The following is a 23,911-nucleotide window of genomic DNA, read 5'->3' on the forward strand; positions in this document are numbered from 1 at the left end:
GAGTGGCTTAACTCCCTATTCCCAGTAAATCGTCACGATAGTCGCCTGCCGGGTAGCGGAACGGCACAGGGCCATCGGCAATACCGTCGAGGAACTGTCTAACACGCGGATCGCAATTTTCCTGCAGCGCCTGAGCGCTACCGTGTGCGACGATCTTTTTGTCCGCCACGATATAGGCGTAATCGGCAATGCTCAATACTTCCGGTACATCGTGAGACACCACAATGCAGGTGACGCCAAGCGCGCTGTTCAGTTCAGAGATGAGCTTCACCAGCACGCCCATCGTAATGGGATCCTGTCCAACAAACGGTTCGTCGAACATGATTAAATCAGGTTCTAATGCAATGGCTCTCGCCAGCGCGGCGCGGCGCGCCATGCCGCCGGACAGCTCCGAAGGCATCAGCTTCGCGGCCCCCCGCAAGCCAACGGCTTCGAGCTTCATCATCACCGTGCTTTTCAGCAGTTCAGGTGGCAGACTGGTATGCTCGCGCAGCGGATAAGCCACGTTATCAAAGACGTTCATGTCGGTGAACAAGGCGCCCGACTGAAAGAGCATGCTCATGCGTTTGCGGACAGTATACAGGCGCGAGCGCGACATCTCCGGGATGTTTTCGCCATCAAAGAGGATTTCACCGCTATCCGGTGGGATCTGCCCACCAATAAGGCGAAGCAGGGTCGTTTTACCGATCCCGGACGGCCCCATAATGGCAGTGATCTTGCCACGCGGAACGGTCAACGAAATATCATCAAATATCAATCTGCTGGAGCGAGAAAAACTCACCCCGCGGACATCGACTAAATTCGCCATGGTTTGGCTCATTTATAGTTCCTTTCTTATCCTGCTCACGTTAAGGCATGTAGCCTGAATCAGCCCTAAACTCAGCATTTTTACAGAATAATAACCGTAGAGGTTAGCGAAAGCTGGCATTTGTTTTACTTTTCCGGCGCATAAAGTCAAAATTAGGAATTCGTTACGCCTCAGACTGTATGCAGTCCAGCCGTGCACGCGCGATGGACCGACGAGTATACCTGAAGAAAGGACTTTTGATGCTTTTAGCAACAGCACTGTTAATAATTGGTTTACTTTTGGTCGTCTACAGTGCTGACCGTTTAGTATTTGCTGCATCTATCCTGTGTCGCCTGACGGGCGTACCGCCTGTCGTCATCGGGATGACCGTGGTCAGTGTGGGAACGTCACTTCCTGAAATCATCGTCTCTGTCTCGGCATCGCTGCATGGTCAGTTAGACCTTGCAGTAGGCACCGCGATTGGCTCTAACATCGTCAATATACTCTTGATTTTAGGCCTGGCCGCACTGCTCCATCCATTTCGCGTGCATTCTGATGTTCTGCGCCGTGAATTGCCGCTAATGTTAATCGTAAGCCTGTTGGCAGGCTGCGTATTTTACGATGGCGTACTGAGCTACAGCGACGGTATTTTCCTGCTGGCGCTGGCCGTCATTTGGTTGCTGTATAGTGTTAAAATCGCCCGTCAGGCGGAAAAACAGGGTCAGGATAGCCTCACGCGTGAGCAGGTCGCCGAACTTCCGCGAGAAGGCACGCTGCCTGTTGCCCTGCTCTGGCTTGGCGTTGCGCTGATCATCATGCCGATGGCAACGCGTATGGTCGTGGATAACGCGACGGTGCTGGCGAACTATTTCGCCATCAGTGAACTTACCATTGGTCTGACGGTGATTGCCATCGGTACCAGCCTGCCGGAGCTGGCCACGGCCATTGCGGGGGCACGTAAAGGCGAAGATGACATTGCCATTGGTAATATCATCGGTTCCAACATATTTAATATCGCCATTGTGATGGGCCTTCCGGCCCTCATTACGCCAGGGCCCTTTAATCCCCTGGCATTCTCGCGTGACTACGGCGTGATGTTATTGGTCAGCGTGATATTTGCCCTGCTCTGCTGGCGGCGGCAACGACAGATCGGCAAAGGCGCAGGCGCGCTGCTGACGGGTGGATTTATCGTATGGATGGCGATGCTGTACTGGCTCTCGCCTCTTCTCTCTGGGTAATCGGAAACGCATTATGTCGCAAATAGAATTGCAGCCGGGTTTTGACTTTCAGAAAGCAGGCAAAGAGGTTCTGGAGATTGAACGTGAAGGTCTGGCGCAGTTAGATCGGTACATTAATCAGGATTTTAGTCTGGCATGTGAGAAGATGTTCTACTGTGCCGGCAAAGTCGTGGTGATGGGGATGGGTAAGTCCGGCCACATTGGACGTAAAATGGCGGCAACATTTGCCAGCACCGGAACCTCTTCCTTCTTTGTACACCCGGGGGAAGCCGCGCACGGCGACCTGGGTATGGTCACGCCGCAGGATATCGTCATCGCACTGTCTAACTCCGGTGAGTCCAATGAAATTCTGGCGCTGATCCCGGTACTGAAACGATTGCAGGTTCCGCTTATTTGCATGACCAGCCGTCCGGAAAGTAGCATGGCGCGTGCGGCCGATATTCACCTGTGCGTGAAGGTTCCCAAGGAGGCCTGTCCGCTCGGCCTGGCGCCAACGTCCAGCACCACCGCAGCGCTGGTCATGGGTGATGCGCTTGCCGTCGCACTGCTTGAAGCCCGCGGTTTTACGCCGGAAGATTTCGCGCTTTCCCATCCGGGCGGCGCGCTGGGGCGCAAGCTGCTGCTTCGGGTAAACGATATTATGCACACCGGGGATGAGATCCCTCACGTCAGCAAAGAAGCCTCCCTACGTGATGCGCTGCTGGAAATCACCCGTAAGAATCTGGGTATGACGGTCGTGTGCGACGATCTGTTGAAAATTCAGGGGATCTTCACCGATGGCGACCTGCGCCGCGTGTTCGACATGGGTGTTGATGTCCGTACCCTGGGCATTGCCGACGTGATGACGCCGGGCGGTATCCGCGTGCGTCCGGGTACGCTGGCCGTGGATGTGCTGAACCTGATGCAGTCCCGCCATATCACCTCCGTTATGGTTGCAGATGGCGACCAGTTGCTGGGTGTGGTACATATGCATGATCTGCTGCGCGCAGGCGTAGTGTAATGAAGGATAAGACAATGAGTAATGCGGGTGCATCCCTTGCAACCTGTTATGGCCCGGTCAGTACCCAGATGATGGCAAAGGCGAAAAACATTCGTCTGCTCATCCTGGATGTGGATGGCGTACTCTCCGATGGCCTGATTTACATGGGCAATAATGGTGAAGAGCTGAAAGCATTTAACGTCCGCGACGGCTATGGTATCCGCTGTGCGCTCACCTCGGGTATTGAGGTGGCTATCATCACCGGGCGAAAAGCTAAACTGGTAGAAGACCGCTGTGAAACCTTAGGAATTACCCATCTGTATCAGGGGCAGTCCGATAAGATGGCGGCGTTTAAGGATTTACTGGGTAAACTGGCTATCGCACCGGAAAACGTGGCCTACGTCGGGGACGATCTGATTGACTGGCCTGTGATGACTGAGGTCGGGCTGAGCATCGCCGTTGCCGATGCGCATCCGCTGCTGATCCCGCGCGCTGACTACGTTACCCACATCAACGGGGGCCGTGGTGCCGTCCGTGAAGTCTGCGATCTGCTCCTGCTGGCGCAGGGCAAGCTTGATGAGGCCAAAGGGCAATCGATATGAGTAAAACCAGACGCTGGATTATCATTTTGCTTTCGCTAGTCGCACTGGTATTGATTGGCGTGAACCTTGCCGATCGCGACGACACGCAAACGGAAGTGGTTAACAATAGCGATCCAACCTATAAAAGCGATCACAGCGAAACCGTGGTCTACAGCCCGGAAGGCGCGCTGAACTATCGCCTGATTGCCCAGCATGTTGAATATTTTTCAGATGACGGTATTTCGTGGTTTACCCAACCGGTGATGACCACATTCGATAAAGACAAAGTGCCGACGTGGTCAATTAAGTCAGATCGGGCCAAACTGACAAATGACCGTATGCTTTATCTGTACGGCCACGTTGAAGTCAACGCCCTGACCGCTGACTCGCAACTGCGAAAAATTACGACGGATAATGCCCAGATCAACCTGGTAACCCAGGACGTGACGTCGCAGGATCTGGTCACACTGTATGGCACAACATTTAATTCCAGCGGTTTGAGAATGCGCGGGAACTTACGCAGCAAGAACGCCGAGCTGATTGAAAAGGTTAGAACCTCCTATGAAATTCAAAACAAACAAACTCAGCCTTAAAGTAATTATCGCCAGCGCGATGCTGGCGACCAGTCTCCCCGCGCTTGCTGTAACGGGCGATACCGACCAGCCGATTCATATCGAGTCCGACACCCAGTCTCTCGATATGCAGGGTAACGTCGTCACCTTCACGGGTAACGTCGTCATGACCCAGGGCACCATCAAAATTAACGCTGACAAAGTGGTCGTGACCCGTCCGGGTGGCGAGCAGGGCAAAGAGATCATTGATGGTTACGGCAACCCGGCAACCTTCTACCAGATGCAGGACAACGGCAAGCCGGTGAAAGGCCGCGCCTCGCATATGCACTACGAGCTGGCGAAGGACCTGGTTATCCTGACCGGAAACGCGTATCTGGAACAGCTGGACAGCAACATTACCGGCGACCAAATCACCTATCTGGTGAAAGAGCAAAAAATGCAGGCCTCCAGCGAGAAAGGTAAACGCGTCACGACCGTACTGGTTCCGTCGCAGCTGCAGGACAAAGGCAAGGGCCAGGCCCCGGCACAGAAGAAGAGTAACTAATCCGTTATGGCAACATTAACTGCAAAAAACCTCGCGAAGGCCTATAAGGGCCGCCGTGTCGTAGAAGATGTCAGTTTGACCGTCAACTCTGGCGAAATCGTGGGGCTGCTTGGCCCTAACGGTGCGGGTAAAACGACAACCTTCTACATGGTCGTTGGCATTGTGCCGCGCGATGCCGGCAACATAATCATTGACGATGAAGACATCAGTCTTCTGCCGCTTCACGCGCGCGCGCGTCGCGGGATCGGCTATCTGCCGCAGGAAGCCTCCATTTTCCGTCGTCTTAGCGTTTACGACAACCTGATGGCGGTCCTGCAAATTCGTAACGATCTGACCAGCGAACAGCGTCAGGATCGTGCCAACGAGCTGATGGAAGAGTTCCACATTGAGCATCTGCGCGACAGCCTCGGTCAGGCACTCTCCGGGGGCGAACGCCGTCGCGTTGAGATCGCGCGTGCGCTGGCCGCAAACCCTAAATTTATCCTTCTGGATGAACCGTTTGCGGGTGTTGACCCGATCTCGGTTATCGACATTAAACGTATCATTGAACACCTACGCGACAGCGGGCTTGGCGTACTGATCACCGACCACAACGTCCGTGAAACGCTGGCCGTATGTGAACGCGCGTATATTGTGAGCCAGGGCAATCTGATCGCCCACGGTACGCCACAGCAGATCCTCGAAGACGATCATGTTAAGCGCGTCTATCTTGGGGAAGACTTCAGACTCTGATAGGGTAGAGGTAACGTAACGCCGAACCGGAGAAAAATGCTCTGAACATGAAGCAAGGTTTGCAATTAAGGCTCAGCCAACAACTGGCGATGACGCCGCAGCTACAGCAGGCAATTCGCCTGTTGCAACTGTCCACGTTAGAACTTCAGCAGGAGCTCCAGCAGGCGCTGGACAGCAACCCCCTGCTGGAACAAACCGATCTTCATGACGAGGTAGATACTCAGCTGTCACAGGACACTGAAGCGCTTGATACCGCCGACGCACTCGAACAAAAAGAGATGCCCGACGAGCTTCCGCTGGATGCTAGCTGGGATGAAATCTACACCGCCGGAACGCCTTCCGGTACGCGTGCGGACTACCAGGATGATGAGCTACCGGTCTATCAGGGAGAAACCACCCAGTCGCTGCAGGATTACCTGATGTGGCAGGTGGAACTCACTCCCTTCTCCGATACCGACCGCGCGATTGCCACCTCAATTGTCGATGCCGTTGACGACACCGGCTATTTGACCGTCACGCTTGACGATATTCTGGAAAGCATGGGCGACGAAGAGATAGAGCTTGAGGAAGTTGAAGCCGTTCTGAAGCGCATCCAGCGTTTCGATCCGGTAGGCGTAGCCGCAAAAGATCTGCGCGACTGCCTGCTAATCCAGCTTTCTCAGTTCAGCAAAGAGACGCCATGGCTCGACGAGGCGCGCGTGATCATCAGCGATCACCTGGATCTGCTGGCGAACCACGATTTCCGCACCCTGATGCGCGTCACGCGCCTGAAAGAAGATGTGCTGAAAGAAGCGGTGAATCTGATCCAGTCACTCGATCCACGCCCGGGACAGTCAATCCAGACCAGCGAGCCTGAGTACGTTATTCCGGACGTGCTGGTCAGAAAACACAATGGCCGCTGGGTCGTTGAACTGAATTCAGACAGCATCCCTCGCCTGCAAATCAACCAGCAGTATGCCTCCATGTGCACCAGCGTGCGTAACGACTCCGACAATCAATATATTCGTAGCAATCTTCAGGAAGCGCGATGGCTGATCAAAAGTCTTGAGAGCCGAAATGATACGCTGCTACGCGTCAGCCGCTGTATTGTCGAACAGCAGCAGGCTTTCTTTGAGCAGGGCGAAGAGTATATGAAACCGATGGTGCTGGCGGATATCGCCCAGGCCGTCGAGATGCATGAATCAACCATTTCCCGTGTCACCACGCAGAAGTATCTGCACAGTCCACGCGGTATTTTTGAGCTTAAGTATTTCTTCTCCAGCCATGTGAATACCGAGGGCGGCGGTGAAGCGTCGTCAACGGCCATTCGTGCCCTGGTGAAGAAGTTGATCGCCGCGGAGAACCCCGCGAAGCCGCTAAGCGACAGTAAGTTAACCACCATGCTGTCCGATCAGGGTATTATGGTGGCACGTCGTACTGTTGCGAAGTATCGAGAGTCTTTATCCATTCCGCCGTCCAACCAGCGTAAACAGCTGGTCTGACACAACCGATAAGGAAGACACTATGCAGCTCAACATCACTGGACAAAACGTCGAAATTACTGAGGCTTTACGCGAATTCGTGAACGCGAAGTTTGCAAAACTCGAGCAGTATTTCGAAAGGATCAATCAGGTCTATATTGTGTTGAAAGTGGAGAAAGTGACTCATATCTCGGATGCCACCCTGCATGTTAACGGGGGTGAACTGCATGCCAGTGCGGAAGGGCAAGACATGTACGCTGCTATCGACGGCTTGATTGATAAGCTTGCGCGACAGCTCAATAAACATAAAGATAAACTGAAACAACACTAATTGTCCGGGCAGTTAACGGGTGCAGGACGGCCTGTTGTGAAACACAACAGGCCATTTGTACAGTTAGCGCTTAGGTGAAATTATGATGAACAACGATTCCGCTCTTCAACTGAGCAATGTCCTTAACCAGGAATGTACCCGCAGTGCGGTTCACTGCCAGAGCAAAAAACGTGCGCTGGAGATCATCAGTGAACTGGCTGCTAAACAGCTGGGCCTGCCGCCGCAGGTGGTGTTCGAAGCGATTCTGACCCGTGAAAAAATGGGCAGTACCGGTATCGGCAACGGCATCGCGATCCCGCACGGCAAACTGGAAGAGGATACCCTGCGTGCCGTTGGTGTGTTTGTGCAGCTTGAAACACCCATCGCCTTTGATGCCATTGATAACCAGCCCGTCGATCTCCTTTTCGCGCTGCTGGTGCCTGCCGATCAGACGAAAACCCACCTGCATACGCTGTCGCTGGTCGCAAAACGTCTGGCCGATAAAACTATTTGCCGTCGACTGCGCTCGGCCCAAAGTGATGAAGAGCTCTACCAAATTATCACTGAAGCAGAAGGCAATCAGGATGATGCATAACCAGGAGATGGCCTTCACATCTGTTGTCCTGAGGAGAAACGGAACATGGTGCTGATGATTGTCAGTGGCCGTTCAGGGTCGGGGAAATCCGTTGCTCTGCGGGCGCTGGAAGACATGGGTTTTTACTGCGTTGATAACCTGCCGGTCGTGTTGTTGCCCGATCTGGCGCGCACGCTTGCGGAGAGACAAACCTCTGCAGCCGTCAGTATCGACGTCCGTAACATGCCTGAATCGCCAGAGATCTTCGAACAGGCAATGAGCAACCTGCCTGACACGTTCTCGCCTCAGCTGCTGTTCCTTGATGCAGACCGCAATACGCTAATCCGTCGCTACAGCGATACCCGTCGCTTGCACCCGCTTTCCAGTAAGAACCTCTCTCTGGAGAGTGCTATCGATGAAGAGAGCGATCTGCTGGAGCCACTGCGTTCTCGTGCCGACCTGATTGTCGACACCTCTGAGATGTCCGTTCACGAGCTGGCAGAAATGCTGCGTACCCGGTTATTGGGTAAACGCGAGCGTGAACTGACGATGGTGTTCGAATCCTTTGGCTTCAAGCACGGTATCCCGATTGATGCGGATTATGTTTTCGACGTGCGCTTCCTGCCGAACCCGCACTGGGATCCGAAGCTGCGTCCCATGACAGGCCTGGACAAACCCGTCGCGGCCTTCCTCGACAGGCACACAGAAGTACACAATTTTATCTACCAGACGCGAAGCTACCTTGAGCTATGGTTACCTATGCTGGAGACAAACAATCGTAGCTACCTGACGGTAGCGATTGGCTGTACCGGTGGTAAACATCGTTCGGTTTATATCGCCGAACAGCTGGCCGACTATTTCCGCTCGCGCGGTAAGAACGTTCAGTCCCGTCATCGCACGCTGGAAAAACGTAAAACATGACCGTAAAACAGACCGTTGAGATCACCAATAAGCTGGGCATGCACGCCCGCCCGGCGATGAAGCTGTTTGAGCTGATGCAGGGTTTCGATGCAGAAGTTCTGCTGCGGAATGACGAAGGTACCGAAGCGGAAGCGAACAGCGTGATCGCCCTGCTGATGCTGGATTCCGCCAAAGGGCGCCAGATTGAAGTCGAAGCCACCGGACCTCAGGAAGAGGAAGCGTTGGCGGCTGTGATCGCGCTGTTTAATGCAGGGTTTGACGAAGATTAAGATCTGCTATTCAGGCGGGTAGCGCTGCGCTTACCCGCCCTACATTAATTTATTGCTCTCCATAAACCCGTCCCCTCCCAACTGACGCATCTGGCGCATGATCCACGCCTGACGGCTACGCACGTACCCTGACGGGGCACTGGCTTTAAAACGAATGGGATTAGGCAGAACAGCCGCGAGCAGCGCCGCTTCAGACATGCTCAGCTTGCTGGCGGGTTTATTAAAATAGCGTTGAGATGCAGCTTCAACACCAAATACCCCGTCACCAAACTCGGCAACGTTGAGATACACGGTCAGAATGCGTTTTTTGCTCCAGACCGTTTCCATCCCCAGGGTCAACCCCGCTTCCAGCCCCTTTCGCACCCAGCTGCGGCCGTCCCACAGAAACAGATTTTTGGCCGTCTGCTGCGACAAGGTTGACGCACCGCGCACGCGGTTTTCATGGCGTTCATTATGGGCTAGCGCTTTCTCAATGGCCGCAACGTCGAATCCCCAGTGCTCCGGGAATTTTTGATCCTCCGCCGCGATGACCGCGAGCCCCATAAGCGGTGAGATCTCGTCCATGCTCACCCAGTCAGAATGGGCAACATAGCCGAAATCACCGCTGAGCCACGCGCCGAGCTGACGCTCAACCATCACGGCAGAGAACGGGACCGGCATAATGCTGAACAGGGCGAGTCCACCGCCCCAAAACACCGCCAGCACCAGAACGATGCGCAACAGGATACGTTTTACCCACGCGCCAGCACCAGATTGACGACTCATTCAGCCAGCACCAGCACTCGGGCGACCAGCTTTTCGATCCCCATAGCCGCTTCTGCAATATTCTGCGCCAGCATATACGCAGGCGTGGTGACTATTTTGTTATCTTCATCAACCACAATGTCATCCACCGGGCAAGGAACGTGCTCTCCCCCCATTTCCTCGACGATTTCCGCGGTATCAATATCCGTCCCGATAGTCAGGCGCAGCGGGAAATCAAAAATCCTGGGCAGCATTGCCGGCGCGATGCAGATAAAGCCCAGCGGTTTCCCTGCCGCATGCATGGCCTGCGACAGCGCTTTGAGATGAGGATCGATCTGACACTCCGCCCCCTGTGCAGCAAAGGTACTGAGATTTTTGGCCGCGCCAAATCCTCCCGGCACAATGAGCGCATCAAGCTCTGCGGCGTCTGCCTGAATAAGAGGATGGATATCACCTCGCGCAATACGTGCGGCTTCAATCAGCACGTTACGGGTTTCCGCCATTGGTTCACCGGTCAGATGGTTAATCACATCCGACTGATTTTTGTCTGGCGCAAAACAAATAACCTCCGCTCCCTGCTTAGCCAGGGCCAGCAGCGTGATTACGGCTTCATGTATCTCAGAACCATCGTAAACACCGCATCCGCTCAGCACGACACCAATCTTTTTCATCATGACAATCCTTTTCTGCAACTTGCTGAAGCACATTAATAATTTTGATTAAAACGCTATGCTTCACACATTTCACTGATTCATGTAACAAATCATTTAAGATTTGCTATCTTATCTGCGTGCGGCCTAAATTTTTCAGGCAGCGCCCTTTCGAAAATAACTTTAAAAAAACAGGCGCAGCCACGATTTCCCTGGTGTTGGCGCAGTATTCGCGCACCCCGGTTAAGCCGGGGTCATTTTTTTCTGGCGTCGACCCAGGCTTTAAGCACCGCAACATCGTTTTGCCACTCTTGTTTCATCTCTTCAACCCAATCACCCACGTTATCTTCCCATGCAGGTAAATCAGGCGACTGAATCTGTTGACCCAGTTGCTGAAGATGGCGCAAACCGACCGAGCCGGCGGCACCTTTGATTTTATGTCCTTCTTCGACGATGCCTTTCTGGTCCCGGGCCGTCAGGTTTGATTCAAGAACGCTCAGATAGCCCGGCATCATTTTTTCGAAGACCGCCAGACCATCGGTAATAAGTTTCGGGCCTACCAGATCGATATACTGCTCCAGCATCGCGGTATCGAGTATCGTTTGGGCTTTTGCGCTATCAACAGACGTCATGGTGCTCTCCTCTTCATCACGAGTATCCCAGAACTTCTTAATCATGGCGGTCAGAGCAGGCACCGCCAGCGGCTTGCTGAGTACATCGTCCATACCGGCATCGAGATACTCTTTTTTATCTTTTAGCACGTTCGCCGTCAGCGCCACCAGCGGCGGCAGTTCGTCGGCCGCGTACTGACGCGTCAGCTCACGCGAGATATCCAGCCCGGTCATATCCGGCAGCTGGATATCAAGCAGCACAAGGTCGTATTCGCCCGGTTTAAACATCTCCAGTGCGGCCTTACCGGTCATCGCGACATCCACGCTGTTGCCCAGTTTTTCCAGCACCGAGCGAGCCACAATCACGTTCAGCTCAATATCCTCCACCAGCAGAACGTGCAGGGCAGGCAGCGGCATATCGTCATTTTCGAAGGTATCTTCTACCTCTTCCGCCACCGCCGGCGCATGGACCGTCAGCGTGAAGGTTGACCCTTTGCCCGGCTGGCTGGCAACGGTGATATCGCCGCCCATGCTCTTCGCCAGACGTTTAGAGACCGCCAGGCCAATACCTGTTCCGGTCGCCGGTTTTCCGCCGTTGCTGTCCTTCACCTGGTAGTACATGGCAAAGATTTTGTCCTGCTCCTCCTGCGGAATACCAATCCCGGAATCCTCCACCTCGAAGTGCAGCATATCTCCTTCGTCATAGCGTATGCGCACCGCCACCTGCCCCTTCTGGGTAAATTTCACCGCGTTGCTGATAAGGTTCCACAGGATCTGGCGCAGACGCGTGCCGTCAGTCACCACTTTATGCGGCAGCGGCAGGGTTGGCTCCATGACAAAACTCAGTCCCTTCTGCTGCGCCTGCAGGCCAGACAGGTTTTCGAGATCGGCAAGGAAGCTGGTGAAATCAACAGGCTGATTATCAAGCTGAACTTTACGGCGCTCCATCTTATCCATATCAATAATATCGTTGAAGATATTACCCAGCGTGACCGCTGAGACATGAATAGTCTTGAGGTATTTTTCCTGCTCTGCGGTCAGGTCGGTATCCAGCAGAATACGGCTCAGCCCGACAATGCCGTTAAGCGGCGTGCGCAGCTCGTGGCTGATGGTGGAGATAAAGGTGGTCTTGTCGCGACTGGCGCGCTCCAGGGCATCCTGATAGCGCTTACGCTCGGTGATATCGCGGCCAAAGCCCATCAGGCCGTGGCGTTTCCCCACGCGGTCATAGTACGGCACCTTACGGATCTCAAAACAGGCTTTGCGTCCGTCCGGGTAATCCAGCCACTGTTCATAGGTTAGCGAGACGTTATGACGGAAGACTTTTTCGTCGGTCTCCATGACCTTGGCCGCCGCCTCTTCAGAGTAAACGTCCTGCGGCTTCAGGTGAATCAGCTGCTTCTCGCTTTTCCCGGTGAGTAACTCCATCGCCCGGTTACAGCCGGAAAACTCTTTATCTTCATTGCGGTAAAACACCAGGTCCGGCGACGCATCGAGGAACGACCGCAGGAAAGAGGATTGCTGCTCAAGCTGGATCTGCGTGACCTCGCGCTCTTTCATTTCGATTTTCAGCTGCTCCAGCGTGGCCTGACGTTCGGCTTCCGCCTTCTCACGATCGGAGATCTCCTGATTCAGCTGCGCAATGTTGTCTTTGAGCTGGACGTTGAGCTTCAGGTCGCGCTCACGCATCTCTTCCAGTTTATCGACCAGCTTAGACAAACGCTGACGGGACTCTTCCAGCTGTTCAACCACCACGGAAAGGAAATAGACCGCCCAGGGGGTAATGAGCAAGCCAAAGAAGATGGAGCGGATGACGTCGATACTCTCGACCTGACCATGCAGAACCATAGTAACGGCCATTTGCACGACAATGGCCAGAACGACCAGCGCCAGCGCAAGCAGCATGGAGAAACGCACCAGCCCAAGCTTCATCATCAGGTCGACGTAATACTGGGCAAGCATTCGAATTTGCTTCATAGAGGATCCCTTCACGACGTTATCGCTCAATAATACTCAAATTCAGGGCGAGGCGTTGAAGGTTGTGAGAAAAAGTGCGGGATGAAACAGGAGATTAGCCTCGCTCCCGGGTAACCGGAAGCGAGGAGAGGTCATTCAGGAGCGTTTCAACATCAGCCACAGGCTGATCAGGAGGAAGCTGGCGCTTGGCAACAGCGCACCAATTATCGGCGGAATGCCATAAACCAGCGTCAGCGGACCGAAGATCTGATCGAGCACGTAGAACACAAAGCCGAAGCTGATGCCGGTCACGACGCGAACCCCCATCGGCACGCTGCGCAACGGACCGAAGATAAACGACAGCGCCATCAGCATCATTACCGCCACGGACATTGGCTGGAAGATTTTGCTCCACATGTTGAGCTGATAACGTCCCGCATCCTGTCCGCTCGACTTCAGATATTTCACATAGTTGTGCAGACCGCTGATAGAGAGCGCGTCAGGATCCAAGGCAACAACACCGAGCTTGTCAGGCGTCAGGTTGGTCTTCCACGTGCCGGTTACCGTCTGAGAACCCGTAATCTGTTTCGGAGCGGTCAGGTCGGATTCATCAACCTGGGACAACCGCCACTGCTTATGTTCGGCGTCAAATTTCGCCGAAGAGGCGTGGCGAACGGACTGCAGACGGCGCTGGTCATCGAAAGCGTAGATGCTCACCCCGCCCAGTTCATCATTCCCCTTCACCCGTTCGATGTAGACGAAGTTTTTACCGTCTTTAGCCCATAAACCTTGCTGAGTCGAGAGCAGTGAACCACCGTACATGGCCTGAGCACGGTAGTTACGCGCCATCTGTTCACCCTGAGGCGCAACCCATTCGCCAATCGCCATGGTCAACAGCACCAGTGGGATTGCGGTTTTCATCACCGACAGCGCAACCTGCATGCGGGTAAAACCCGAGGCCTGCATTACGACCAGCTCGCTGCGCTGCGCCAGCATTCCCAGCCCCAGCAGCGCACCCAGCAGGGCCGCCATCGGGAAGAAGATCTGCACATCTTTCGGCACGCTGAGCAGGGTATACATCCCCGCGCCCAGCGCGTCATAGCTCCCCTGCCCGGCTTTTTTCAGCTGATCGACAAATTTGATAATGCCGGAGAGCGACACCAGCATGAACAACGTCATCATGATGGTGGTAAAAATGGTTTTACCGATATAGCGATCAAGAACGCCAAACGCCTGCATTAGATGGCTCCTTTACGCGAGAATCGGGCACGTATACGGCGCACAGGCACCGTATCCCACAGGTTTAACCCCAGCGCCAGTAAGATGTACAGGCTGTTGACGAACCATGTCCAGACCATAGGGTCCAGCTTACCCTTCGCGCCGTTGGAACGAATCGAGGTTTGCAGCAGGAAATAGATCAGGTAAAGCAGCATCGCCGGCAGCATAGATAGCACGCGTCCCTGACGCGGGTTCACCACGCTCAGCGGAACGACAATCAGCGCCATCATAAAAACGGTGAAGACGAGCGTGATACGCCAGTGGAACTCAGCGCGCGCCCGGTCAGTATCGGTATTCCAGAGGGTACGCATGTCCATTTGCTCGGTATCCGTTGGATCGAGCGCCACGGTCTGATGGCCGATAATGGCCTGATAGTTCTGGAAATCCGTAATACGGAAGTCCCGCAGCATCGCGGTGCCTTCAAAACGGGTACCTTTGTTCAGCGTCACGACCTGTGAACCATCTTTGCGCTGAGCCAGCTGACCGGAGTCTGCAACCACCACTGAAGGACGCGCATTTCCTTTGGGACGCAGCTGCGCAAGGAAGACGTCGTTGAATTTACTGCCGTCAACGCTCTCAATAAACAGCACGGAGTTTCCGTCGGTTGCCTGCTGGAACTGCCCCTGGGCTAACGCCGCCATGCCGGGGTTGGCTTTCGCTTCGGCCAGCACTTCGTCCTGATGGCGGGAAGACATGGGGCCCGCCCACATCACATTCACCGCCGCAACGATCCCCGTGAACAGCGCCAGTATCATGGCGGCTTTCACCAGCACCGCTTTGCTCAGGCCGCAGGCGTGCATCACCGTGATTTCACTCTCGGTGTAGAGTTTCCCAAGCGTCATGAGAAGGCCAAGGAAAAGACTTAGCGGCAGGATAAGCTGCGCCATTTCCGGGATCCCTAAACCAAGCAGGGAAAGTACCAGATTTGTTGGAATTTCGCCGTCAACGGCCGCACCGAGGATCTTAACCAGCTTCTGACAGAAAAAAATCAGCAGCAGGATGAAAAGGATCGCCAGTTGGCTTTTGAGCGTCTCCCGCACCAGATATCTTATGATTATCACTTTAAATACGCCCGTAAAAACCCGTCTCTTTGCTGGAAAATCGCTTGTTTCATGGCTTAAACGTCATTTATTCTCTTGAGTCGTCGAAATCATCGCTAAGATTAAAACATCCGGCGGATTCACGCTTCAGGATTGTTTCTGACGTGTCGAAACCGTAGTAACGTAAGATTAACACGAAGTCACCACAACAGCGGACATGAGTTACGAAAGGTTTCAATTCTATCCGTAGCTGCCGCCGTTGTCTTTAAGATTCAGGAGCGTAGTGCATGGAGTTCAGTGTAAAAAGCGGTAGCCCGGAGAAACAGCGGAGTGCCTGCATCGTTGTGGGCGTCTTTGAACCACGCCGACTCTCCCCGATCGCCGAGCAACTCGATAAAATCAGTGACGGCTATATTAGCGCCCTGCTGCGCCGTGGCGAACTGGAAGGCAAACCTGGGCAGACGCTGTTACTGCACCATGTTCCGAACGTACTGTCAGAGCGTATTCTGCTGATTGGCTGCGGCAAAGAACGCGAGCTGGATGAACGTCAGTATAAGCAGGTGATTCAGAAAACAATCAATACGCTGAATGATACTGGCTCAATGGAAGCCGTCTGCTTCCTGACCGAGCTGCACGTCAAAGGGCGTAACACCTACTGGAAAGTGCGTCAGGCGGTTGAAACGGCAAAAGAGAGCCTGTACAGCTTCGATCAGCTGAAAACCAATAAAAGCGAGCCGCGTCGTCCGCTGCGTAAAATGGTCTTTAACGTGCCAACCCGTCGTGAACTGACCAGCGGTGAACGCGCTATTCAACACGGTCTGGCCATTGCAGCCGGCATTAAAGCGGCTAAAGATCTCGGCAACATGCCGCCGAACATCTGTAACGCGGCGTACCTGGCTTCTCAGGCGCGTCAGCTGGCCGACGCCTACAGCAAAAACGTCATTACCCGCGTCATCGGCGAACAGCAGATGAAAGAGCTGGGGATGCACTCTTATCTGGCGGTCGGTAACGGCTCGCAAAACGAATCCCTGATGTCGGTCATTGAGTACAAAGGCAACCCGTCCGAAGACGCACGCCCGATTGTGCTCGTCGGTAAAGGCCTGACCTTCGACTCCGGCGGTATCTCCATCAAGCCTGCCGAAGGCATGGATGAGATGAAGTACGACATGTGCGGTGCGGCGGCGGTTTACGGCGTGATGCGGATGGTTGCGGAACTTCAGTTGCCTATCAACGTGATCGGCGTTCTGGCGGGTTGCGAAAATATGCCTGGCGGCCGCGCCTATCGTCCGGGGGACGTTCTGACCACCATGTCCGGCCAGACCGTTGAAGTGCTGAATACCGACGCCGAAGGCCGTCTGGTACTCTGTGACGTGTTGACCTACGTTGAGCGCTTCGAGCCGGAAGCGGTGATTGACGTCGCCACGCTCACCGGAGCCTGTGTGATTGCGCTGGGCCATCACATTACCGGCCTGATGTCGAACCACAATCCGCTGGCGCACGAGCTGATTGGTGCGTCAGAGCAGGCCGGGGACCGTGCATGGCGTCTGCCGCTGGGTGACGAATATCAGGATCAGCTTGAGTCTAACTTTGCGGATATGGCGAACATCGGCGGACGTCCTGGCGGGGCGATCACCGCGGGCTGCTTCCTGGCGCGCTTCACCCGCAAGTACAACTGGGCGCACCTGGATATCGCGGGCACCGCGTGGCGCTCCGGCAAGGCCAAAGGCGCAACCGGTCGCCCGGTAGCGCTGTTGTCGCAGTTCCTGCTCAATCGTGCGGGTTTTAACGGCGACGAGTAAGTCAAAACGGCAGTAAACCGTAGGCCGGGTAAGGCGAAGCCGCCGCCCGGCTTAAGCATTTAAAGTGAGCACAAGAAGCCCCATATATGAAGAATGCAACGTTCTACCTTCTGGACAACGACACCCATCAGGATGGCCTCAGCGCCGTCGAACAGCTGGTGTGTGAAATTGCCGCAGAACGTTGGCGCGCAGGCAAACGCGTGTTGATAGCCTGTGAAGATGAGCAGCAGGCGATTCGTCTCGATGAAGCGCTGTGGGCCCGCCCGCCGGAGAGTTTTGTTCCGCATAACCTGTCAGGCGAAGGTCCGCGCGGCGGGGCGCCGGTTGAAATTGCCTGGCCGCAAAAGCGCAACAGTAGCGCGCGCGATATTCTGATTAGCCTGCGGATAGATTTTGCAGATTTTGCCACCGCTTTCACAGAAGTGGTAGACTTTGTCCCTTACGAAGAATCTTTGAAACAACTGGCGCGCGAACGCTACAAAGCGTACCGCCTGGCTGGTTTTAACCTGAATACGGCAACCTGGAAATAATGGAAAAGACATATAACCCACGCGATATCGAACAGCCGCTTTACGAGCACTGGGAACAGCAGGGCTATTTCAAGCCTAACGGCGACGAAAGCAAAGAGTCCTTCTGCATCATGATCCCGCCGCCGAACGTCACCGGCAGTTTGCATATGGGTCATGCTTTCCAGCAGACCATCATGGACACCATGATCCGTTACCAGCGCATGCAGGGCAAAAACACCCTGTGGCAGGCGGGGACTGACCACGCGGGTATCGCGACCCAGATGGTGGTTGAGCGTAAAATTGCCGCTGAAGAAGGAAAAACCCGCCACGACTACGGTCGCGACGCTTTTATCGACAAAATCTGGCAGTGGAAAGCGGAATCTGGCGGCACCATTACCCGTCAGATGCGTCGTCTCGGCAACTCCGTAGACTGGGAGCGCGAGCGCTTCACCATGGATGAAGGCCTGTCCAATGCCGTTAAAGAAGTCTTCGTTCGCCTGTATAAAGAAGACCTGATTTACCGCGGCAAACGCCTGGTAAACTGGGATCCGAAACTGCGCACCGCAATTTCTGACCTGGAAGTGGAAAACCGCGAGTCTAAAGGCTCCATGTGGCACATCCGCTATCCGCTGGCCGACGGTGCAAAAACCGCCGACGGCAAAGATTACCTGGTGGTCGCGACCACCCGTCCGGAAACTCTGCTGGGCGATACCGGCGTGGCCGTTAACCCGGAAGATCCGCGTTATAAAGATTTGATCGGCAAATTCGTGGTGCTGCCGCTGGTAAACCGCCGTATTCCGATTGTGGGCGACGAACACGCCGACATGGAAAAAGGCACCGGCTGCGTGAAAATCACCCCGGCGCACGACTTCAACGACTATGAAGTGGGTCGTCGTCACGCCCTGCCGATGATCAACATCCTGACCTTCGACGGCGATATCCGCGAAAGCGCAGAAGTGTACGACACCAAAGGCAACGAATCCGACGTTTATTCCAGCGAGATCCCGGCTGAGTTCCAGAAGCTGGAACGTTTTGCCGCGCGTAAAGCTATCGTGGCAGCCGTTGACGCACTGGGCCTGCTGGAAGAGATCAAGCCTCACGACCTGACCGTGCCGTACGGCGACCGTGGTGGCGTGGTAATCGAGCCAATGCTGACCGACCAGTGGTACGTGCGTGCCGACGTGCTGGCGAAACCGGCTGTGGAAGCGGTTGAGAACGGCAGCATTCAGTTCGTGCCGAAGCAGTACGAAAACATGTACTTCTCCTGGATGCGCGATATTCAGGACTGGTGTATCTCTCGTCAGCTGTGGTGGGGTCACCGTATCCCGGCATGGTACGACAATGAAGGCAACGTCTACGTTGGCCGCAGCGAAGATGAAGTGCGTCAGGAAAACAACCTGAGTGCAGACGTTGCGCTGCGTCAGGACGAAGACGTGCTGGACACCTGGTTCTCCTCCGCGCTGTGGACCTTCTCCACCCTCGGCTGGCCAGAGAACACCGACGCGCTGCGTCAGTTCCATCCAACCAGCGTGATGGTGTCCGGTTTCGACATCATCTTCTTCTGGATTGCCCGCATGATCATGATGACCATGCACTTCATCAAAGACGAAGACGGCAAGCCACAGGTTCCGTTCCATACCGTCTACATGACCGGTCTGATCCGCGACGACGAAGGCCAGAAGATGTCCAAGTCCAAGGGGAACGTTATCGACCCGCTGGACATGGTTGACGGTATCTCTCTGGAAGATCTGCTGGAAAAACGTACCGGCAACATGATGCAGCCGCAGCTGGCGGAGAAAATCCGCAAGCGCACCGAGAAGCAGTTCCCGAACGGGATTGAGGCTCACGGTACCGACGCCCTGCGCTTCACCCTGGCGGCACTGGCCTCTACCGGCCGTGACATCAACTGGGACATGAAGCGTCTGGAAGGTTACCGTAACTTCTGTAACAAGCTGTGGAACGCCAGCCGCTTCGTGCTGATGAACACCGAAGATCAGGATTGTGGCTTCAACGGCGGCGAAATGACGCTGTCTCTGGCTGACCGCTGGATCCTGGCGGAATTCAACCAGACGGTGAAAGCGTTCCGCGAGGCGCTGGACAGCTACCGCTTCGACATCGCGGCGGGCATCCTGTATGAATTCACCTGGAACCAGTTCTGCGACTGGTATCTGGAGCTGGCGAAGCCGGTCATGAACGGCGGCACTGAAGCGGAACTGCGCGGCACGCGCAACACGCTGATTACCGTTCTGGAAGGCCTGCTGCGCCTGGCGCACCCGGTTATTCCATTCATCACCGAGACTATCTGGCAGCGCGTGAAGGTGATTGCTGGCATCAACGCAGATACCATCATGCTGCAGCCGTTCCCGGAATTCGATGCGGCGAAAGTGGATGAAGCGGCATCAGCGGATACCGAGTGGCTGAAGCAGGCGATCGTTGCAGTACGTAACATCCGTGCTGAAATGAACATTGCCCCTGGCAAACCGCTGGAGCTGCTGCTTCGTGGCTGCAGCGAAGCTGCCGTTCGTCGCGTCACAGAGAACAACACCTTCCTGAAAACCATGGCGCGTCTGGAAAGCATCACCGTGCTGCCTGCGGATGACAAAGGTCCGGTTTCCGTGACCAAAATCATCGACGGCGCCGAGCTGCTGATCCCGATGGCGGGTCTGATCGACAAAGACGCCGAGCTGGCTCGTCTGGCGAAAGAAGTGGCGAAAGTCGACGTGGAAATTGGCAAAATCGAAAGCAAGCTCGCTAACGAAGGCTTTGTCGCCCGCGCGCCGGAAGCGGTCATCGCGAAAGAGCGTGAGCGTCTGGTTGCCTTCGCCGATGCGAAGACCAAGCTGATTGAGCAGCAGGCGGTTATCGCTGCCCTGTAATGCTTTTACCCCTTACGCTTCAGAGCGTAAGGGGTAACCTTCCTGAAAACTCCTCGCTTGCACTCCCCTTTCTGCGGTGCTATTAACAGCAGTTATGTGTCAATTTTTGTAATGAGTAATGCTATGAGCGTGATTACCCCCGTCGCGACGACGATGCGCCGGATCGCTGAGCAGGATAACCCGGCTATCGCCGCCGTTATCCGCACCGTTTCTGCCGAATATGGCCTGACGGCTGACAAAGGCTACACGGTTGCCGACCCGAACCTGGACGCGCTTTACCAGCTCTACAGCCAGCCAGGGCACGCCTACTGGATAATCGAGCAGAACGGCCAGGTTGTCGGAGGCGGCGGCGTGGCGCCCCTCAGCTGCAGCGAGCCGGATATCTGCGAGCTGCAGAAAATGTATTTTCTGCCAACGGCGCGTGGGCAAGGACTGGCGAAAAAGCTGGCGCTGATTGCTCTGGATCATGCGCGCAAGCAGGGCTTCAACCGCTGCTACCTTGAAACGACCGCGTTCCTCAAAGAGGCCATCGGCCTGTATGAACATCTGGGCTTTGAGCATATCGATGCGCCCCTGGGCTGTACCGGTCACGTTGACTGCGAAGTCAGAATGCTGAAAAGTCTGTAACTTTCGTTCCTGCCCTCTTCTGTTAAGCGGCTGTAAACTGAATGCTCTACACTCTCAGTTCACACCACAACGAGGGAAACACGATGTCGAAGATAAAAAGCTACGCCGCACCGCAGGCGGGTGCAGAACTTGAGCTGTACGAGTACGATGCGGGCGAACTAAAAGCAGAAGACGTCGAAGTACAGGTTGATTACTGCGGGATCTGCCACTCGGATCTCTCGATGATCGACAACGAATGGGGCTTCTCCAGCTATCCGCTGGTTGCCGGACACGAAGTCATTGGCCGCGTCGTGGCGCTCGGTAGCGCCGCGCAGGACAAAGGGCTGAAAGTGGGCCAGCGTGTGGGCATTGGCTGGACGGCACGCAGCTGTGGTCACTGCGACGCCTGTATCAGCGGAAATCAGATCAACTGCCTCGAAGGCGCCGTTCCTACCATCCTGAACAAAGGCGGTTTTGCCGATAAGCTGCGCGCCGACTGGCAATGGGTGATCCCGCTGCCGGAGAGCATTGATATCGAATCCGCCGGTCCGCTGCTGTGCGGCGGTATCACCGTCTTCAAGCCCCTGCTGATGCACCATATCACCGCCACCAGCCGCGTGGGCGTCATCGGTATTGGCGGACTGGGCCATATCGCCATCAAGCTGCTGCACGCGATGGGCTGTGAAGTCACGGCGTTCAGCTCGAACCCGGCGAAAGAGAAAGAAGTACTGGCGATGGGGGCGGATAAAGTGGTGAATAGCCGCGATCCGCAGGCGCTGAACGCGCTGGCGGGCCAGTTTGATCTGATCATCAACACCGTTAACGTGGATCTCGACTGGCAGCCGTACTTTGAAGCGCTGGCCTACGGCGGTAACTTCCACACCGTGGGTGCGGTGATGAAGGCGCTGCCGGTTCCGGCGTTTACCCTGATCGGTGGGGATCGCAGCATATCCGGTTCTGCTACCGGTACGCCGTACGAGCTGCGCAAACTGATGAAATTCGCCGGACGCACCAAAGTGGCGCCGACCACCGAACTGTATCCAATGTCGAAAATCAACGAAGCGATCCAGCACGTGCGCGACGGTAAAGCCCGCTACCGCGTGGTGCTGAAAGCGGATTTCTGATGTGAGTTTGCCGGGTGGCGGCTTCGCCTTACCCGGCCTACCTTCACTGCTGCGCCAATACGTTAAATACTTCCGCTACCGCGACCGCTCCCGGATCCATTACCCCATCCAGGTTCTCTTTATTGACATACGACGAGCGTCCCGCGCCGGCTTTCGCCATTTTCGCCGTTGCTTCGGCACCGTGCTGTGCAGCCTTCGCCGCTGCCTCGATATCTCCCTTCAGCAACGCCTCCAGCGCCGGTTGCAGCGCATCGATCAGCGTGCGATCGCCGAGATCTGCCCCGCCGTACTGCTTCATCTGCGCCAGTCCGCTGAGCAAGGCCTCAGGGAGCGTCTGACCATCGTGAAGCTTTTGCCCGGCCGCGGTGAAGAAGATCGACATCAGCACCCCGCTCGACCCGCCCATCACCGTCGCCAGCCGCTCGCCAACCAGCAGCAGCAGCTTAGACACATCATTAAGCGGGAGCGTGTTCTCCTCCAGTCGCTGCGCAATATCCCGCGCCCCTTGCGCAAAGGTGGAGCCGGTATCGCCATCACCCACTTTCGCATCCAGCGCGTTCAGGCGGTTTTCCAGCTGGATCAGCGTTTTTGTCACTGAGAAGACACACGCTCCCACCTGCGGATTGTCCGATGAGGTATATTCCACTCGATCATGAATGGCGCTGTGCGCCACGGTACGCAGTGGCGCAAACGCCACGGGCTTCTGCCAGCCCAGCGTCTCGACATCGGCGTGAATCGCTTTTTCGAAGAAATCATTGAGCTTCAGCAGCGTCAGCGAAAAGCCTTTCATATCCAGCGCGCTGACCAGCGGCGCAGGGCCAATCAGGTACGCGATGTTCTCTTTCAGCGCCGAGTGCGCCAGCTCTTTGGTCAGCAGCGCCATCTCCAGCGCAGATACGCCGCCAAGATTGTTAATCAATACCGCAAAACGCCCCTCGCCCGCCTGCGCGCGTAACGGCGTCACCAGGGTGTCGATAATGGCTTTGCTGTTTTGCGTATCCACCACGGAAGCCCCGGGCTCTCCGTGAATGCCCAGGCCCAGCTCGACATGGCCTTGTTTAATCCGCCCCTCTTCATCGTCGCTGCCCGGCAGGTTGCACGTTTGCATCGCCACGCCCAGGCTCCAGAGGTTATCGCAGGCCTGTTGCGCAATATCCCGCACCTCGCTCAGCGATTTCCCCTGCTCCGCCGCATAGCCGGCAATCTTGTGCACCAGTGCCGTTCCGGCAATACCGCGCGGCTGCTTGTTATCCGGCAGCGCGATATCGTCCGCCACGATCACCATCTCCACCTTGAGGCCGTAGCGTTTGGCCTTTTCCGCCGCCAGACCAAAGTTCAGGCGATCGCCGGTGTAGTTTTTGACGATCAGCAGACAGCCGCGATCGCCCGTGACCGCCACAATGGCGTTCAGCACCGCATCCACGCTCGGCGAGGCGAACAGATCGCCACACACTGCCGCCGTCAGCATTCCTTTGCCGACAAACCCGGCGTGCGCGGGTTCGTGGCCTGAGCCGCCGCCGGAGATCACCGCCACGCGGCTTTTGTCCCAGTCGCCGCGTGCGACGATCCTGATGGCCGGATCGATATCAAGCTTGACGAGATTGGCGTGTGGCGCAGAAAGCAGTATGCCTTCAATGGCATCGTTGACCAGCTGTTTACGATCGTTAAAGAAGAATCTGGACATAGTTTCCCACTATTTTGTGAACCGTATGCAAAAGCATAGCCCGCGCTGGATAATGCGCCGCAAAGTC

The 23,911-nt window shown here is 55.4% G+C and carries 23 protein-coding genes; 16 read left to right on the plus strand and 7 right to left on the minus strand.

The features are described from left to right. Positions 1–7: 7 nt before the first annotated feature. Complete coding sequence (gene mlaF, locus FOY93_RS19905) at positions 8–820, minus strand: phospholipid ABC transporter ATP-binding protein MlaF (RefSeq protein ID WP_133295210.1); 813 nt, start codon at positions 818–820, stop codon at positions 8–10. A 227-nt stretch (positions 821–1,047) separates the two neighbouring features. Between mlaF and FOY93_RS19910 the strand changes: the two genes are divergently transcribed. The 11 genes from FOY93_RS19910 to npr all read left to right on the plus strand — a co-directional run bounded on the left by FOY93_RS19910 (position 1,048) and on the right by npr (position 8,967). Further along, positions 1,048–2,025: a calcium/sodium antiporter gene (locus FOY93_RS19910; protein ID WP_039260412.1), complete on the plus strand. Its 978-nt coding sequence runs from the start codon at positions 1,048–1,050 to the stop codon at positions 2,023–2,025. 13 nt (positions 2,026–2,038) lie between these two features. Beyond that, a complete protein-coding gene (kdsD, locus tag FOY93_RS19915; protein ID WP_133295211.1) occupies positions 2,039–3,025 on the plus strand; it encodes an arabinose-5-phosphate isomerase KdsD in 987 nt (328 codons plus the stop codon). A gap of 14 nt (positions 3,026–3,039) precedes the next feature. Next, positions 3,040–3,606 carry a 3-deoxy-manno-octulosonate-8-phosphatase KdsC gene (gene kdsC, locus FOY93_RS19920; RefSeq protein ID WP_136195212.1) on the plus strand — a complete coding sequence of 189 codons (567 nt, stop codon included), beginning with the start codon at positions 3,040–3,042 and terminating at the stop codon, positions 3,604–3,606. Then, positions 3,603–4,178 carry an LPS export ABC transporter periplasmic protein LptC gene (lptC, locus tag FOY93_RS19925; protein ID WP_115876356.1) on the plus strand — a complete coding sequence of 192 codons (576 nt, stop codon included), beginning with the start codon at positions 3,603–3,605 and terminating at the stop codon, positions 4,176–4,178. Before kdsC ends, lptC begins: the two co-directional genes overlap by 4 nt. Next, positions 4,147–4,701 (plus strand): lipopolysaccharide ABC transporter substrate-binding protein LptA, encoded by a 555-nt coding sequence (gene lptA, locus FOY93_RS19930; RefSeq protein WP_033146750.1) that lies wholly within the window; start codon positions 4,147–4,149, stop codon positions 4,699–4,701. Before lptC ends, lptA begins: the two co-directional genes overlap by 32 nt. A 6-nt stretch (positions 4,702–4,707) precedes the next feature. Further along, entirely contained in the window at positions 4,708–5,433 is a 726-nt protein-coding gene (lptB, locus tag FOY93_RS19935) for an LPS export ABC transporter ATP-binding protein (RefSeq protein WP_023309359.1), read from the plus strand. 47 nt (positions 5,434–5,480) lie between these two features. Continuing rightward, complete coding sequence (gene rpoN / locus FOY93_RS19940) at positions 5,481–6,914, plus strand: RNA polymerase factor sigma-54 (RefSeq protein WP_143345584.1); 1,434 nt, start codon at positions 5,481–5,483, stop codon at positions 6,912–6,914. A 22-nt stretch (positions 6,915–6,936) separates the two neighbouring features. Continuing rightward, positions 6,937–7,224, plus strand: coding sequence for a ribosome hibernation promoting factor (gene hpf / locus FOY93_RS19945; RefSeq protein ID WP_111964975.1), 288 nt, complete (start codon positions 6,937–6,939; stop codon positions 7,222–7,224). 82 nt (positions 7,225–7,306) lie between these two features. Then, complete coding sequence (gene ptsN, locus FOY93_RS19950; RefSeq protein ID WP_008501443.1) at positions 7,307–7,798, plus strand: PTS IIA-like nitrogen regulatory protein PtsN; 492 nt, start codon at positions 7,307–7,309, stop codon at positions 7,796–7,798. A gap of 45 nt (positions 7,799–7,843) precedes the next feature. After that, positions 7,844–8,698 carry an RNase adapter RapZ gene (gene rapZ / locus FOY93_RS19955; RefSeq protein WP_008501442.1) on the plus strand — a complete coding sequence of 285 codons (855 nt, stop codon included), beginning with the start codon at positions 7,844–7,846 and terminating at the stop codon, positions 8,696–8,698. Further along, positions 8,695–8,967 carry a PTS phosphocarrier protein NPr gene (gene npr / locus FOY93_RS19960; RefSeq protein WP_003861872.1) on the plus strand — a complete coding sequence of 91 codons (273 nt, stop codon included), beginning with the start codon at positions 8,695–8,697 and terminating at the stop codon, positions 8,965–8,967. Before rapZ ends, npr begins: the two co-directional genes overlap by 4 nt. A gap of 39 nt (positions 8,968–9,006) precedes the next feature. Here the strand turns inward: npr and mtgA are convergent, their stop codons facing one another. The 5 genes from mtgA to lptF all read right to left on the minus strand — a co-directional run bounded on the left by mtgA (position 9,007) and on the right by lptF (position 15,267). After that, entirely contained in the window at positions 9,007–9,732 is a 726-nt protein-coding gene (gene mtgA / locus FOY93_RS19965) for a monofunctional biosynthetic peptidoglycan transglycosylase (RefSeq protein WP_133295213.1), read from the minus strand. Continuing rightward, positions 9,729–10,382, minus strand: a complete 654-nt coding sequence (elbB, locus tag FOY93_RS19970; RefSeq protein ID WP_111964977.1) for an isoprenoid biosynthesis glyoxalase ElbB — start codon at positions 10,380–10,382, stop codon at positions 9,729–9,731. Before elbB ends, mtgA begins: the two co-directional genes overlap by 4 nt. A gap of 233 nt (positions 10,383–10,615) precedes the next feature. After that, positions 10,616–12,949 (minus strand): aerobic respiration two-component sensor histidine kinase ArcB, encoded by a 2,334-nt coding sequence (arcB, locus tag FOY93_RS19975; protein ID WP_111964978.1) that lies wholly within the window; start codon positions 12,947–12,949, stop codon positions 10,616–10,618. A 135-nt stretch (positions 12,950–13,084) separates the two neighbouring features. Then, positions 13,085–14,167 (minus strand): LPS export ABC transporter permease LptG, encoded by a 1,083-nt coding sequence (lptG, locus tag FOY93_RS19980; RefSeq protein ID WP_143345585.1) that lies wholly within the window; start codon positions 14,165–14,167, stop codon positions 13,085–13,087. Beyond that, on the minus strand, positions 14,167–15,267 hold the full coding sequence (gene lptF, locus FOY93_RS19985) for an LPS export ABC transporter permease LptF (protein ID WP_047650945.1): 1,101 nt from the start codon (positions 15,265–15,267) through the stop codon (positions 14,167–14,169). Before lptF ends, lptG begins: the two co-directional genes overlap by 1 nt. A gap of 266 nt (positions 15,268–15,533) precedes the next feature. Between lptF and pepA the strand changes: the two genes are divergently transcribed. The 5 genes from pepA to ahr all read left to right on the plus strand — a co-directional run bounded on the left by pepA (position 15,534) and on the right by ahr (position 22,160). Beyond that, positions 15,534–17,045 carry a leucyl aminopeptidase gene (gene pepA / locus FOY93_RS19990; protein WP_023309366.1) on the plus strand — a complete coding sequence of 504 codons (1,512 nt, stop codon included), beginning with the start codon at positions 15,534–15,536 and terminating at the stop codon, positions 17,043–17,045. 86 nt (positions 17,046–17,131) lie between these two features. Then, positions 17,132–17,575, plus strand: coding sequence for a DNA polymerase III subunit chi (holC, locus tag FOY93_RS19995; RefSeq protein ID WP_008502815.1), 444 nt, complete (start codon positions 17,132–17,134; stop codon positions 17,573–17,575). Then, positions 17,575–20,430: a valine--tRNA ligase gene (locus FOY93_RS20000; protein ID WP_143345586.1), complete on the plus strand. Its 2,856-nt coding sequence runs from the start codon at positions 17,575–17,577 to the stop codon at positions 20,428–20,430. Before holC ends, FOY93_RS20000 begins: the two co-directional genes overlap by 1 nt. Positions 20,431–20,553: 123 nt before the next feature. Beyond that, positions 20,554–21,057 carry a GNAT family N-acetyltransferase gene (locus tag FOY93_RS20005; protein WP_143345587.1) on the plus strand — a complete coding sequence of 168 codons (504 nt, stop codon included), beginning with the start codon at positions 20,554–20,556 and terminating at the stop codon, positions 21,055–21,057. Between the two features lie 83 nt (positions 21,058–21,140). Continuing rightward, positions 21,141–22,160 carry an NADPH-dependent aldehyde reductase Ahr gene (ahr, locus tag FOY93_RS20010; RefSeq protein ID WP_143345588.1) on the plus strand — a complete coding sequence of 340 codons (1,020 nt, stop codon included), beginning with the start codon at positions 21,141–21,143 and terminating at the stop codon, positions 22,158–22,160. Between the two features lie 43 nt (positions 22,161–22,203). On the opposite strand, the gene FOY93_RS20015 is transcribed toward ahr, so the two are convergent. Beyond that, positions 22,204–23,844 (minus strand): dihydroxyacetone kinase subunit DhaK, encoded by a 1,641-nt coding sequence (locus FOY93_RS20015; RefSeq protein ID WP_133295215.1) that lies wholly within the window; start codon positions 23,842–23,844, stop codon positions 22,204–22,206. Between the last annotated feature and the right edge of the window lie 67 nt (positions 23,845–23,911).

The organism is Enterobacter sp. 18A13 (genome assembly GCF_007035975.1).
Lineage (GTDB): Bacteria > Pseudomonadota > Gammaproteobacteria > Enterobacterales > Enterobacteriaceae > Enterobacter > Enterobacter vonholyi.

Excerpts from the sequence above, each read along its gene's own strand:
- arcB (WP_111964978.1), bottom strand. The coding sequence starts at position 12,949 with ATGAAGCAAATTCGAATGCTTGCCCAGTATTACGTCGACCTGATGATG.
- kdsD (WP_133295211.1), top strand. The coding sequence starts at position 2,039 with ATGTCGCAAATAGAATTGCAGCCGGGTTTTGACTTTCAGAAAGCAGGC.
- holC (WP_008502815.1), top strand. The coding sequence starts at position 17,132 with ATGAAGAATGCAACGTTCTACCTTCTGGACAACGACACCCATCAGGAT.
- npr (WP_003861872.1), top strand. The coding sequence starts at position 8,695 with ATGACCGTAAAACAGACCGTTGAGATCACCAATAAGCTGGGCATGCAC.
- FOY93_RS20000 (WP_143345586.1), top strand. The coding sequence starts at position 17,575 with ATGGAAAAGACATATAACCCACGCGATATCGAACAGCCGCTTTACGAG.
- rpoN (WP_143345584.1), top strand. The coding sequence starts at position 5,481 with ATGAAGCAAGGTTTGCAATTAAGGCTCAGCCAACAACTGGCGATGACG.
- FOY93_RS19910 (WP_039260412.1), top strand. The coding sequence starts at position 1,048 with ATGCTTTTAGCAACAGCACTGTTAATAATTGGTTTACTTTTGGTCGTC.
- pepA (WP_023309366.1), top strand. The coding sequence starts at position 15,534 with ATGGAGTTCAGTGTAAAAAGCGGTAGCCCGGAGAAACAGCGGAGTGCC.
- lptC (WP_115876356.1), top strand. The coding sequence starts at position 3,603 with ATGAGTAAAACCAGACGCTGGATTATCATTTTGCTTTCGCTAGTCGCA.
- mtgA (WP_133295213.1), bottom strand. The coding sequence starts at position 9,732 with ATGAGTCGTCAATCTGGTGCTGGCGCGTGGGTAAAACGTATCCTGTTG.
- kdsC (WP_136195212.1), top strand. The coding sequence starts at position 3,040 with ATGAGTAATGCGGGTGCATCCCTTGCAACCTGTTATGGCCCGGTCAGT.
- FOY93_RS20005 (WP_143345587.1), top strand. The coding sequence starts at position 20,554 with ATGAGCGTGATTACCCCCGTCGCGACGACGATGCGCCGGATCGCTGAG.
- FOY93_RS20015 (WP_133295215.1), bottom strand. The coding sequence starts at position 23,844 with ATGTCCAGATTCTTCTTTAACGATCGTAAACAGCTGGTCAACGATGCC.
- ptsN (WP_008501443.1), top strand. The coding sequence starts at position 7,307 with ATGATGAACAACGATTCCGCTCTTCAACTGAGCAATGTCCTTAACCAG.
- lptA (WP_033146750.1), top strand. The coding sequence starts at position 4,147 with ATGAAATTCAAAACAAACAAACTCAGCCTTAAAGTAATTATCGCCAGC.
- rapZ (WP_008501442.1), top strand. The coding sequence starts at position 7,844 with ATGGTGCTGATGATTGTCAGTGGCCGTTCAGGGTCGGGGAAATCCGTT.
- lptB (WP_023309359.1), top strand. The coding sequence starts at position 4,708 with ATGGCAACATTAACTGCAAAAAACCTCGCGAAGGCCTATAAGGGCCGC.
- elbB (WP_111964977.1), bottom strand. The coding sequence starts at position 10,382 with ATGAAAAAGATTGGTGTCGTGCTGAGCGGATGCGGTGTTTACGATGGT.
- ahr (WP_143345588.1), top strand. The coding sequence starts at position 21,141 with ATGTCGAAGATAAAAAGCTACGCCGCACCGCAGGCGGGTGCAGAACTT.
- mlaF (WP_133295210.1), bottom strand. The coding sequence starts at position 820 with ATGAGCCAAACCATGGCGAATTTAGTCGATGTCCGCGGGGTGAGTTTT.
- hpf (WP_111964975.1), top strand. The coding sequence starts at position 6,937 with ATGCAGCTCAACATCACTGGACAAAACGTCGAAATTACTGAGGCTTTA.
- lptG (WP_143345585.1), bottom strand. The coding sequence starts at position 14,167 with ATGCAGGCGTTTGGCGTTCTTGATCGCTATATCGGTAAAACCATTTTT.